Below are 13,049 nucleotides of genomic sequence, written 5' to 3'. Positions count from 1 at the left end.
CCCGCCTTCCCCCCCTACCGGGGCCCCGGCGCCCGCGCCCGCGCCCCCGCCGCCGCCCCCCCCCCCCGCCGGTTGGCCGCCATCGGGGCGGCGCAGAACGGCGCCCGCGGCGAGATAGCCGCCGTAGGACCAGCCGCGGATGGCCACCCGCGACAGGTCCAGGTCCGGGCAGTGGGCGGCCGCCGCGTGCAGGGCGTCGACCTGGTCCTCCAGTGCGGGGCCGAGGGTGTCCCCGCGAATCTCCTTGTCCCACTCCGGCCCTCGGCCGGGAGTTCCGCGGCCGTCGGCGACCAGTACGGCGAAGCCCTGCTCGGCGAACCACTGCGACACGCATGCCAACCAGGTACGGGCGCGGACGGCGACCTGCACGGCCGGACCGCCGTACGGGTCGAGCAGCACGGGCAGTTTCGCGGCCCCCGGTTCGTACCAGGACGGCAGATAGAGCGCACTGCGCAGGCTCCGGTCGCCGAGGCTGAGGAACGCCGGCCGCGGGTCCACTCCGGGCTCTTCGGCGTGGCAGGCTATCCGGCCCGCCGGCCCGTCCTCGCGCAGCACGCTCACGCGATGACCGTCGGGCGTCCGGCTCTCGAGGACGACCGTTCCGCCGCCCGCAACCGCCGTATGCAGACCGGGTCCTTCGCTCAGCCGGACGCAGCCGCCCCCCGGTTCGTAACCCCACACATGTGTCTCCATGGGGTCCTCACTCGCGGTGAACAGCACCCGCTCGCCCGCTGTGCCGAGCACCTGACGGACCTGGAGGCCGGGCGGCGTACGGCCGTCCGGGCCGACGCGCAGGCCCCGGGTGTCCTCCTCCTCGTACGGGCGCACCAGCGCGCCGGAGGCCGTCCGGGCCGGGGTCCCGGGCATGAGCTGCACCCATGCCGCATCGCGCTGCTCGTGCAGGACCTCGGTCGTGCCCGTGGCGGGATCGGCGGTCAGCACTCGCAGGGTGCGCTGGTCGCGGCACTGCACGGTGATCAGCGGACCGTGGGCGTCCCAACGGGCGTCCACCACGTACTCGAAGGCCGCCCGGTCCCACTCCACGGCCGTCCGGCTCCCGTCGAGACCGAGGACGAGCAGCGAGACCAGGGCGTTCGCGGTGCCCGCCGCCGGGTAGGGAACGGACCGCGGCGGCAGGTGCGGATGGGCCGGATCGGCGATGTACCACCGCTGGACGGGAGAGGTGTCGACCCGGGCAGCGAGCAGGGAGCGGCCGTCCGGCGCCCACCAGTGACCGCGCAGCCGGCCCATCGACTCGGCCGCGACGTGCTCGGCGAGCCCGTACGTCACCTCCGGGCCGTCCGGTGCGGCGAGGAGTCGGCTGCCCCCGCCCGCCACGTCCACCACATGCAGCGCGCCTCCGGTGACGTAGGCGATGTGCCGGCCGTCCGGGGAGGGGCGCGGGTCGACCACCGGGCCGGGTGTCCGGACGGCGAACGGCGCGCCGCCATCGGTGCGTACCGCCCACAGGGCGCCTTCCAGCGCGAAGGCCGCCATGCGCGCCTCGCGGTCGGTCGCGTAAGCCACCACCCCCTCGGCGCGCTCGCCCGCCCGCTCGCGCCGGATCCGTTCCTCCTCCGGTACGCCGGTGCCGGCGTCCAGGGCGAGCGGATCCGCGAGAACCCTCGCCCGGTCTTCGGCACGGGCGGCTCCGGAGCCGTCCTCCTCCAGCAACCACAGGCGGCTGACCGGGTCCGAGCCTCCGCCCGTGCGCAGGAAGAGGATCCGCTCGCCGTCCGGTGACACGGTGAACTGCCGTGGCACACCGAGGGAGAAGCGGCGGGTGCGGGCGAACCGGCGGGGAAAATCGGGAATCGCGGAGGTCTCCATGAGGGCACCCTGGCAGCCGTGGCGACCCGGTGGAACAGGGTCCTCTCATCTGGGGTGACTTCCCGAAAGTCACCGCCACCCGCTATGTCACGCCCTTGCGTGAAGGCGGTTCGCCGCCCGGCATCGTCGAGGCCGACGATCTCGGCACCTACGTCAGGAAGGCTGCCAGTCTAGGCTTCTGACCTGGCACTTTGGTTGCACGACGCTCATTTGACGCTCGTTTTGATGGGTCGTCAGGCAGCATGCGGTGCAGGGTTCCCCTCAATGAAGTTGCTGTCCGCGGGGAAGGGTTCGCTGACCGAGCTGTGCTGAGCGGCCCACAGCCGTGGGTAGGTCGGCGGCCACGGCGGCACGCGTCGTTTGACGACGGATTCAATGAAGAACTGATGGCGATCCATGTGCCACATGGATGGCGGTCGCCACCAGGCCACGTTCCGCGATCCAACGGCCCTGGAATTCACCGATACGACGGTCTCTCACGAATGGACCCGGTACCAGAAGCCTTGCCTGAAAGGTCCGTTCGACCGGAGCGATGTCGATTTCTGCCTCGGAGAAGTCGAGTTCGCGTCCGGTGAGCGGGTACCACACCTTGAAAACGCTCTCCTTGGCGCTGAAAACAAGCCGGTCCCAGCTCACCCCGGGATGACGGGCGGTCAGCGATGCGATCCGGGCTCGCTCGTACGGCAGCGCGATGGCATCGAGCACGCCCTCGGGCAGCTGAGCGTCCGGCTCCGCGTCGATGCCGAGTGCCGCCGTCGCCTCGGACCTGGCCACGACTGCGGCCCGGTACCCGTCGCAGTGCGTCATGCTCCCGACGATGCCTTCCGGCCACTGGGGCGCCCCGCGCTGGTTGGGCAGCAACGGTACGGGCGGCTGTCCCAGGCGGCGCAGCGCGCGCCGGGCCAGGAAGCGTACGGTCGTGAACTCCCGCTGGCGCTGGGGGACCGCGTTCGCTATCAGTGCCTTCTCCTGCGGGAACAGCTCTTCGCCCGGCTCACGCCCGTCGTCGTACGCCGCCTCGGCTGCGACCTCGGCGGGCAGTACCCCGCGGATCACCGGACGGCCTGTCCGGCCGGCTCGGGCAGGATCTGGCGCAGTGGCACCCGTGGCGGGCGTTTGCGCCATTCCCGCGGATAGCCGATCGATACCTCTTCGAAGCGCACCCCGTCGTGCCGGGTGACCCGGGGGATGTGCAGATGCCCGTAGACCACGGCGGCGGCGCGGAAGCGCACATGCCAGTCGGCTGTCAGTTCCGTACCGCACCACTGCGCGAACTCCGGGTAATGCAGGACGCGGGTGGGGTCACGGACCAGCGGGAAGTGATTGACCAGAATCGTACGCAGGGACGGATCGACGGCCGACAGCCGGCGCTCGGTCTCCTCGACCCGGGACCAGCACCAGGCGTCCCTGCCCGCGAAGGGGTCGGGATGCAGGAAGTACTCGTCGGAGCAGACCACGCCCGCCTCATGGGCCAGCCGCAGCGACTCCTCCGTCGTGGTGGCGCCGGGCGCCCGGAACGAGTAGTCGTAGAGCACGAACAGCGGCGCGACCGCCACCGGCCCGCCGGCGCCCTGCCACACGGGATAGCGGTCCTCCGGGGTTGCGATGCCCAACTCCCGGCACAACTCGACCAGATGGAGATAGCGCTTCTCGCCGCGCAGATCGCACGGGTCCTGCGGGTGGGTCCACAGCTCATGGTTGCCCGGAACCCAGATCACCTGGGAGAACCGGTCGCTGAGCAGCCGCAGCGCCCACTCGACATCGGCGTACTTCTCGGCGACATCACCCGCGACGATCAGCCAGTCGTCGTCCGAGGTCGGGCGCAGTTCCTCGACCAGCGCCCGGTTCTCGTCGTACACGACATGCAGATCGCTGACGGCGAGGAGTTTTCCGTCGGGCACAATACCGTCCTTATCGGTCGGGCTCGAATGCCGGTGGTCGGGCCGGTGCGCCGACCCCTCGAGATTACGCGGATGCGGGTGGCGACGGGTCAGCCGCCTGCCGCCGGCTGCCCGTCGTCCCCGGCCGGCCGGGGAGACCCATGGGCGCGGGCATCGTACAGGCGCGCGTAGGCGCCCTGTTCGCGGATCAGTTCGTCGTGGGTGCCGCGCTCGACGATCCGCCCCGACTCCATGACCACGATGACATCGGCGTCGCGGATGGTGGACAGCCGGTGCGCGATGACGAAGCTGGTCCTGCCCGCGCGCAGGGTGTTCATCGCGCGCTGGATCAGGACCTCGGTACGGGTGTCGACGGAACTCGTCGCCTCGTCGAGCACCAGCACGGCGGGCTTCGCGAGAAACGCCCTGGCGACCGTGATCAGCTGCTTCTCGCCCGCGCTTACGCCGGACGACTCGTCGTCCAGCACGGTGTCGTAGCCGTCCGGCAGCGTACGGATGAAGCGGTCCGCGCAGGTGGCGCTCGCCGCGGCCACTATCTCCTCACGGGTGGCCCCGGCATAGCCGTACGCGATGTTCTCGGCGATCGTGCCACCGAACAGCCAGGTGTCCTGGAACACCAGGCCGAACTGCGCGCGCAGGTCGTCGCGGGTCATCGTCGCGATGTCCGTGCCGTCGAGCAGGATCCGGCCCTCGTCCACCTCGTAGAACCGCATGAGGAGATTGCCCAGCGTGGTCTTGCCGGCCCCGGTCGGGCCGACGATCGCCACCGTACTGCCGGGCTCCACGGTCAGTGAGAGATCCTCGATCAGGGGGGTCCCGGGGGAGTAGCGGAATGCCACACGGTCGAACTCCACCCGCCCGGCGACCGGCCCGGGGCGGACCGGACGCTCCGGGTCCGGGCCCTGCTCCTCCGCATCGAGCAGGGTGAAGACCCGCGCGGCGGAAGCGATCCCGGACTGGAGACGGCCGGCCACTCCGGCGACCTGCACGATCGGCTGGCTGAACTGCCGGGAGTACAGGATGAACGCCTGTACGTCCCCGAGCGTCAGCCCGCCGCTCACCACCTTCCAGGCGCCCACCACGGCCACGACCACATAGCCGAGGTTGGCGATGAACATCATCGCGGGCTCGATGGTGCCCGAGGCGAACTGAGCCTTGGCGCCGGCCCGGAACAGGGCGTCGTTGTGCGCGTCGAACTGCCGCTCGGCCTGCTCGCGCCTGCCGAAGCCCTTGATCAGTGAATGGCCCGTATAGACCTCCTCGACCTGCGCGTTCATCGAGCCGGTGGCGGCCCACTGGTCCGCGAACCGGGGCTGGGCGCGCTTGCTTATCCATGCGGCGAGCACCCCCGACACCGGCACGCTCGCGAGCATGATCAGGGCGAGCGACGGCGAGATCACCAGCATCAGGATGAGCATGGCGATGATGGAGAAGACCGAGGTGATCAGTTCGGCGAGGGTCTGCTGAAGGGTCTGCTGGAGATTGTCGACATCGTTGGTCGTACGGCTCAGCACCTCGCCCGCCGGATTGCGGTCGAAGTAGCGCAGCGGCAGCCGCCCGAGCTTCTCCTCCGCCTTCTCCCGCAGATCGAAGACCACTCGCTGGACGACGGCCGCGATCAGCCGGCCCTGTGCCAGCATGAACAGCGAGGCCGCGACAAACAGCATGAGCAGGAGCAGCAGCACCTGCCCGACCTCGCCGAAGTCGACGCCCCCGGTGGTGCCTCCCGGGGATACGTCGCCCGACCTGTCGAGGAGACCGTCGAAGATCAGATCGGTGGCCTTGCCGAGCAGTAGCGGACCGAACGCGTTGAGCGTGATCCCGCCGATTCCCACGACGAGCGCGACGGCGATACGGGGGCGGTGCGGCCGGAGCAGTCCGAGGAGACGGCGGCCGGGCCCGCGGGGTTCTGGTTGGCTAGGCCCGGCCGGCGAGACCATGAACGGTCTCCTCCTCGGTGAGCTGGGAGAGGGCAATCTCGCGGTAGGTGGCGCTGTCGCGCAGCAGTTCGTCGTGTGTGCCCGTGCCGACGACGCGCCCGCCGTCGAGGATCACGATGCGGTCGGCGTACCGGACCGCGGCGATCCGCTGGGCGACGGTGATCACGGTCGACCGCGCGATCTCCGGCGCCATGGCGGTCCGCAGCGCGGCGTCCGTGGCGTAGTCGAGCGCGGAGAAGCAGTCGTCGAAGAGATAGACGGCGGGCCGGCGCAGCAGGGTGCGCGCGATGGCGAGCCGCTGGCGCTGGCCGCCCGAGACATTCGTGCCGCCCTGGGAGATCTCGGCGTCGAGCCCCTCGGGCATGCGCGCGACGAACGCGGCGGCCTGGGCGATCCGGAGGGCGTGCCACAGGTCGTCGTCGGTGGCGTCCGGGTCACCGAAGCGGAGGTTGGTCGCGACGGTCCCGGAGAACAGATATGGCTTCTGCGGTACGAAGCCCACGGTCCGGCCGAGGACCTCGGGGTCCAACTGCCGTACATCGACGCCGTTGACCCGTACCGATCCCTCGGTGGCGTCGAACAGCCGCAGTACGAGGTTGAGCAGCGTCGTCTTGCCGCTGCCGGTGGAGCCGAGGATCGCCACGCTCTCCCCGGGCCCGGCGGTCAGATCGATCCCCTGGAGCACCGGCTTCTCCGCGCCCGGGTAGCGGAACTCCGCCCCTCGCAGTTCGAGCCGTCCCACCGCGTCCGACGCGGCACCCACCGGCCGGGACGGCGGGGTGACGCTCGTCGGCGTCGCCAGGATCGCCTGGATACGCGCGGCGGACACCTTCGCGCGGGGCATCGACAGGAACACGAACGCGACCATCACGACCGACATCAGGATCAGGGAGAGATAGCTGAGGAACGCGCTCAGCGCTCCGATGCTCATCGCCCCGGTGTCGATCCGGTGGGCGCCGACCCAGAGGATGGCGACCATGAACCCGTTCATGAGCAGCAGCACCACAGGCAGCATCGACGCGATGAGCCGGCCGACCCGCTGTGAGACCTCGAACAGCTCCGTGCTCGTACGGGCGAACCGCTCGCGCTCGTAGCCGTCCCGGACGAAGGAACGCACCACGCGGACCCCGGTGATCTGCTCGCGCAGCAGCCGGCCGAGCCGGTCGAGACCGGTCTGCATCCGCTCGTAGAACGCGCCCATACGGGCCAGGAGCAGACCGAACGCGACGGCGACGACCACGACCAGGACCACCAGGATCAGCGCAAGCGGCACGTCCTGCTGAAGCGCCAGCGCAACGCTTCCCAGACACATCAGAGGCGCGGCCACCATGATGCCGAAGCCCGACTGGGTCAGCGTCTGCACCTGCTGGACGTCGTTGACCGTCCGGGTCAGCAGCGACGGCGTTCCGAAGCGGCCCACCTCACGGGCGGAGAAGTCCAGCACCCGGCGGAAGACGACGGACCGGATGTCGCGTCCCATCGCCATCGCGGTACGGGAGGCCAGGGACACCGCGCCGATCGCCGAGGCGACCTGGACGAGCGCCACCGCGACCATGACCGCACCGAGCCGGGAGATGTAGCCGCTGTCCTGGGCGACCACACCGTTGTCGATCAGGGCGGCGCCCAGCGTCGGCAACAGCAACGTGCCGAGGATCTGGATCAGTTGCAGGAGCACCAGCAGGGCAGCGTCTCGCCGGTACGGGCGCACATGGGTACGCAGAAGTCTGAACAGCACGGAAAGACACTCCGGTTGACAGAGCCGGCCCGAACGCCGACGCACACAGTGCACCGCATCGCGGTGCCGAAAATTACTAGTGTTCTGCCTCTTCCGGCCTTCGTCGCGGCGCTCCGACTCGGGAATTCCCTAGTAAGCACGGGATTTCTTGACACCGTGGTCGGAGGCTTGCGAGCGTGCCGATGTCTATCGTCCGGACAGAAGCGTATTCGATGCAAGGTCGTCGACCGAGCTGTGCGTTTGGGCGGTCTCTCCGTGGTCGAGAAGGGGTTGGTATGACCAAGCGTGCACTGATCACCGGAATTACCGGGCAGGACGGTTCTTATCTGGCCGAGCATCTCCTGTCCCAGGGCTACCAGGTTTGGGGATTGATCCGAGGACAGGCCAACCCGCGAAAGTCTCGGGTCAGCCGGCTCGTCTCCGAACTCTCGTTCGTGGACGGCGACCTCATGGACCAGGGCAGCCTGGTCTCCGCCGTCGACACCGTGCAGCCGGACGAGGTCTACAACCTCGGCGCGATCTCGTTCGTGCCGATGTCGTGGCAGCAGGCCGAACTCGTCACCGAGGTCAACGGCATGGGCGTGCTGCGCGTCCTTGAGGCGATCCGGATGGTGAGCGGCCTGAACAGTTCGCGTACCGCGGGAAATGGGCAGATCCGCTTCTACCAGGCGTCGTCCTCGGAGATGTTCGGCAAGGCCGCCGAGACTCCGCAGCGTGAGACGACACTGTTCCACCCGCGCAGCCCGTACGGCGCCGCCAAGGCGTACGGGCACTTCATCACCCGCAACTACCGTGAGTCCTTCGGGATGTACGCCGTCTCCGGAATGCTCTTCAACCACGAATCCCCGCGCCGCGGCTCGGAGTTCGTGACCCGGAAGATCTCGCTGGCCGTCGCCCGGATCAAGCTCGGGCTCCAGGACAAGCTGCACCTCGGAAACCTCGACGCGGTACGTGACTGGGGCTTCGCCGGCGACTATGTGCGCGCGATGCACCTCATGCTCCAGCCGGACGAGCCGGACGACTACGTGGTGGGCAGCGGCACCATGCACTCGGTGCGGGACGCGGTGCGCATCGCGTTCGAACACGTGGGCCTCGACTGGCAGGACTACGTCGTCATCGACCCCGAGCTGGTCCGCCCCGCCGAGGTGGAGGTCCTCTGCGCGGACAGTGGGCACGCCCATACCCGGCTCGGCTGGAAGCCCACCGTCGACTTCCCCGAGCTGATGTGCATGATGGTGGATGCCGACCTGAATCAGGTCTCCCGGGAACACGAATACGGGGACCTTCTGCTGGCCTCCAACTGGTAGCGGGACGAAGGACCGGGGAGAACTAGGGAATTCCCGTAGCGGTCCGTACGACACTCGCCACATGGCTTCCCGCCAAACGGCTGCGAAGCCATGTGGCTTTCTATTTTTCGCATTGCACGGCGAGCGCGAGATGCCCCGCGTGATTCATGTTCGGCCGCTGGCTGTCGAGATGGGTTGAGTTGAGATGGACAACGAACAGAAGCTCCGGGATTACCTCAAGCTTGCCACCGCCGATCTCCGACGGACGCGGCAGCGCGTCAATGAACTGGAGACGGCGGCCCAGGAGCCGATCGCCATTATCGGTATGACCTGCCGCTACCCCGGCGGCGTCAGCAGCCCGGAAGACCTCTGGCGCCTGGTCGAGGCCGGTGAGAACGGTATCTCGGCGTTCCCCACCGACCGCGGCTGGGACACCGAGGCGCTCGCCTCGTCCAGCACCGCATCCGGCGGCTTCCTCCACGACGCCCCCGACTTCGACGCCGACTTCTTCGGTATCTCGCCCCGCGAGGCCGTCGCGATGGACCCCCAGCAGCGCGTCGCGCTCGAATCCGCCTGGGAGGCCTTCGAGCGCGCGGGCATCGACCCGACCTCGGTCAAGGGCAGCCAGACCGGTGTGTTCATGGGCGCGATGGCCCAGGACTACCGGGTCGGGCCCGCCGATGGCGCCGAGGGATTCCAGCTCACCGGCAACACCGGCAGCGTTCTGTCCGGACGCATCTCCTACACCTTCGGCACGGTCGGTCCCGCCGTCACCGTGGACACCGCCTGCTCCTCCTCCCTGGTGGCCGTCCATCTCGCCACCCAGGCGCTGCGCGCCGGGGAGTGCACCCTCGCGCTGGCCGGCGGCGTCACCGTCATGTCGAGCCCCGGCACCTTTATCGAGATGGGCCGTCAGGGCGGCCTCTCCGCGGACGGCCGCTGCCGCTCCTTCGGGGACACCGCCGACGGCACCGGCTGGGCCGAGGGCGTGGGCGTCCTCGTCCTGGAGCGGCTCTCCGATGCCCGGCGCAACGGCCACGAGATCCTCGCCGTGGTACGTGGCACCGCCGTCAACCAGGACGGCGCGTCGAACGGACTCACCGCCCCCAACGGCCCCTCCCAGCAGGAGGTCATCCAGCAGGCTCTGATCAACTCCCGGCTGTCCGCCGCCGAGGTCGACGCCGTCGAGGCGCACGGCACCGGCACCACGCTCGGTGACCCGGTCGAGGCACAGGCCCTGCTCGCGACCTACGGCCAGGGCCGGGACGAGAACCGACCGCTGCTGCTGGGCTCCGTCAAGTCGAACATCAGCCACACCCAGGCCGCGGCCGGTGTGGCCGGCGTCATCAAGATGGTCATGGCGATGCGTCACGGAGTGCTGCCGCGGACCCTGCTGGCCGACGAGCCTTCGTCGCACGTCGACTGGTCGCAGGGCGCGGTTCGGATCCTCACGGAGAACTCCCCTTGGCCCGAGACCGGCGCGCCCAGGCGGGCGGGTGTCTCCTCCTTCGGCATCAGCGGCACCAACGCGCACACCATCGTCGAGCAGGCCCCGGCCGCCCCCGAGGCCGAGGACGAGGCCACCGCGGACTGCACGGGCCCCGTACCCCTGCTGGTCTCCGGACGCACCCGTGAGGCGCTGCGCGCCCAGGCCGCCGGGCTGGTGGCCGCGCTGGAGACCGACCCCGCCGCGACCGTCCTCGACACCGCCTACTCGCTGGCCACCACCCGCGCCGGCTTCGAGCACCGCGCCGTCCTCACGGTCGCCGACCGAGACACCGCGCTCGCCGCGCTGACCGCGCTGGCCGAGGACCGGGAGGCCGCCGACCAGGTGCGCGGCGCCACCCAGGGCGACGGAAAGCTGGCGTTCCTCTTCACCGGCCAGGGCTCCCAGCGCCTCGGCGCGGGCCGCGAACTCCACCAGAGATTCCCGGTGTTCGCCCAGGCCCTGGACGCCGCCTTCGCCGCACTGGACCCGCTGCTGGACCGACCGCTGCGCGACGTGCTCTGGGGAGAGGACGCAGATGCGCTGAACCGTACCGAGTACGCGCAGCCCGCGCTGTTCGCCGTCGAGGTCGCCCTGTACCGCCTGGTGGAGTCCTGGGGCGTCAAGCCCGACTATCTGACCGGTCACTCGATCGGTGAGATCACCGCCGCCCATGTCGCCGGAGTGCTGTCGCTGAGCGACGCCGCCGCGCTCGTCGCCGCCCGCGGCCGGCTGATGCAGGCGCTGCCCGAAGGCGGCGTGATGATTGCCGTACAGGCGGCCGAGGACGAGGTCACCCCGCTGCTGGCCGGCCGCGAGGACGTCGTGTCCGTCGCCGCGGTCAACGGCCCCGCCGCGCTCGTCCTCGCGGGCGAGGAGAACGCGGTCACCGACATCGCCGCCCGCCTGGAGGCGGAGGGGCGCAGGACCAAGCGGCTCCGGGTCTCGCACGCCTTCCACTCGCCGCTCATGGAGCCGATGCTCGACGAGTTCCGCGCGGTGGTGGCGGGTCTGTCCCTTCAGGCCCCGCTGCTGCCGTTCGTCTCCAACCTCACCGGCGAGCCCGCCACCGTCGCGCAGGTCACCTCCGCCGACTACTGGGTGGACCATGTCCGGCGGGCCGTACGGTTCGCCGACGGCATCGGCTGGCTCGCCGGCCACGGCGTCACCACCTTCCTCGAACTGGGCCCCGACAGTGTCCTGTCCGCGATGGCCCAGGACTGCCTGGACGTCGCGGGCACCGACACCCACGCCGCGCTCCCCGCGCTCCGGGCCGGCCGCCCCGAGACCCACACCCTCACCACCGCGCTGGCCGGCCTGTACGTACGCGGCGCCACCGTCCGCTGGGCGGAGTACTTCGCCGGCACCGGCGCACACCGTCACGACCTGCCGACGTATGCCTTCCAGCGCCGCAGGTACTGGCCCAAGGGCGGGGCCCAGAGCCAGTCGGCCGATCTGCGGGCCGCCGGGCTCGGCGCGGCACACCACCCGCTGCTCGCCGCCGCCGTCTCGCTCGCCGACGCCGAAGGCGTGCTGCTCACCGGCCGCCTCTCGCTCCAGTCCCACCCGTGGCTGGCCGACCACGCCGTCCGCGACACCACGCTGCTTCCCGGCACCGCCTTCCTCGAACTCGCCATCCGCGCGGGCGACGAGGTCGGCTGCGACCGGGTCGAGGAACTGACCCTGGCAGCGCCGCTGATCCTGCCGGAGCAGGGCGGTATCCAGGTCCAGCTGTGGATCGGCAACCCCGACGACTCCGGACGCCGCACCGTCAACGTCTACTCGCGGCCCGAGGGAAGCGACGAGACCGCCTGGACGCGGCACGCCACCGGCGTACTGACGGTCGACGAGCAGCCCGATGAGCGGGGTGCCGGATTCGACGCCGCGGAGTGGCCCCCGGCCGGGGCCGAGCCCGTGGCTGTCGAGGGCATCTACGACCGGCTGGCCGAGGACGGCTTCGCGTACGGCCCGGTCTTCCAGGGCCTGCGGGCCGCCTGGCGGCGCGACGGCGACGTGTTTGCCGAGGTCGTGCTGCCCGAGGGCGGCGAGGCCGAAGCGGACGCGTTCGGTCTGCACCCCGCGCTGCTGGATGCGGCGCTGCACGCGGCGTCCTTCGTCGAACTCGGCGTGGAGAGCCGCGGTGGGCTGCCGTTCTCGTGGGAGGGCGCGTCGCTCTACGCGACGGGCGCCTCCGCGCTGCGGGTGCGGCTGTCGCCGGCCGCCGAGGACGCGGTCTCGATCAATGTCGCCGACGCCTCCGGCGCGCCTGTGGTCTCCATCGAGTCGCTGGTGCTGCGGGCGGTCGCGGCGCAGCAGCTCGACTCCGCGGCCACGGCCGCCGGCGACGCGCTGTTCGGCCTCGACTGGGTCTCTGTGCGGCAGGGGGCGGACGCGCCCGACTCCGTCGCCCTGGTGGGCCCGGACGCGTTCGGCCTCGTCGCGAACGGGGCACTGGCGGGCACGGTTGCCGCGCGCCAGGATCTGGCGGAGCTGGCGGCGGGCGAGGGCCCGGTGCCCGCTGTCGTACTCGTGGCGGTCGGCGGTACGTCCGGTGCCGATGCGGCGGAGTCGGCTCACGCGCTGACGGCCGATGTCCTGGCGTCGGCGCAGGCCTGGCTGGCGGACGAGCGGTTCGCCGATTCACGCCTGGTCTTTGTGACGCGGGGTGCGGTGGGGGGCGCTGATGTGGCGGCGGCCTCGGTGTGGGGTCTTGTGCGTTCGGCGCAGTCGGAGAATCCCGGGTGCTTCGGTCTGGTGGACCTGGATCCGGTGGAGGCGGTCGTGCTTCCGCTCTCCGCGTTGGGCGCGGATGAGCCGCAGGTGATTGTCCGGGGTGGTGAGGTCAGGGCCGGGCGGCTGGTGCGCAGGGCT

At 70.6% G+C, this 13,049-nt stretch carries 8 protein-coding genes; 3 read left to right on the top strand and 5 right to left on the bottom strand.

Going from position 1 to position 13,049, the window contains the following annotated elements:
• Positions 1-1,830: DPP IV N-terminal domain-containing protein (locus ABZW18_RS32760; RefSeq protein ID WP_356194678.1), on the bottom strand; the 1,830-nt coding region annotated here is incomplete at its 3' end.
• Between the two features lie 29 nt (positions 1,831-1,859).
• Between ABZW18_RS32760 and ABZW18_RS32755 the strand changes: the two genes are divergently transcribed.
• Positions 1,860-2,012 (top strand): hypothetical protein, encoded by a 153-nt coding sequence (locus tag ABZW18_RS32755; RefSeq protein ID WP_356194680.1) that lies wholly within the window; start codon positions 1,860-1,862, stop codon positions 2,010-2,012.
• 190 nt (positions 2,013-2,202) lie between these two features.
• Here ABZW18_RS32755 and ABZW18_RS32750 read toward each other — a convergent pair whose 3' ends face one another.
• The 4 genes from ABZW18_RS32750 to ABZW18_RS32735 form a co-directional block, all read right to left on the bottom strand.
• Positions 2,203-2,886: a 4'-phosphopantetheinyl transferase superfamily protein gene (locus ABZW18_RS32750; RefSeq protein ID WP_356194675.1), complete on the bottom strand. Its 684-nt coding sequence runs from the start codon at positions 2,884-2,886 to the stop codon at positions 2,203-2,205.
• Positions 2,883-3,731: a metallophosphoesterase gene (locus tag ABZW18_RS32745; protein WP_356194672.1), complete on the bottom strand. Its 849-nt coding sequence runs from the start codon at positions 3,729-3,731 to the stop codon at positions 2,883-2,885. The genes ABZW18_RS32750 and ABZW18_RS32745 overlap by 4 nt, the downstream gene beginning before the upstream one ends.
• An 89-nt stretch (positions 3,732-3,820) precedes the next feature.
• A complete protein-coding gene (locus ABZW18_RS32740; RefSeq protein ID WP_356194669.1) occupies positions 3,821-5,671 on the bottom strand; it encodes an ABC transporter ATP-binding protein in 1,851 nt (616 codons plus the stop codon).
• Positions 5,649-7,406, bottom strand: a complete 1,758-nt coding sequence (locus ABZW18_RS32735; RefSeq protein WP_356194667.1) for an ABC transporter ATP-binding protein — start codon at positions 7,404-7,406, stop codon at positions 5,649-5,651. The genes ABZW18_RS32740 and ABZW18_RS32735 overlap by 23 nt, the downstream gene beginning before the upstream one ends.
• A gap of 275 nt (positions 7,407-7,681) precedes the next feature.
• On the opposite strand from ABZW18_RS32735, the gene ABZW18_RS32730 reads away from it, so the two are divergent.
• Both ABZW18_RS32730 and ABZW18_RS32725 read left to right on the top strand, forming a co-directional pair.
• Positions 7,682-8,713, top strand: coding sequence for a GDP-mannose 4,6-dehydratase (locus ABZW18_RS32730; protein ID WP_356194665.1), 1,032 nt, complete (start codon positions 7,682-7,684; stop codon positions 8,711-8,713).
• Positions 8,714-8,897: 184 nt separating this feature from the next.
• The coding region (locus ABZW18_RS32725) for a beta-ketoacyl synthase N-terminal-like domain-containing protein (protein ID WP_356194662.1) at positions 8,898-13,049 on the top strand (4,152 nt) is incomplete at its 3' end.

The sequence above is a fragment of the Streptomyces sp. NPDC004647 genome, from assembly GCF_040609575.1.
Taxonomy (GTDB): domain Bacteria; phylum Actinomycetota; class Actinomycetes; order Streptomycetales; family Streptomycetaceae; genus Streptomyces.
The sequence above is the reverse complement of the archived record's forward strand: the minus strand, read 5'-3'. Positions and strand labels throughout refer to the sequence as shown.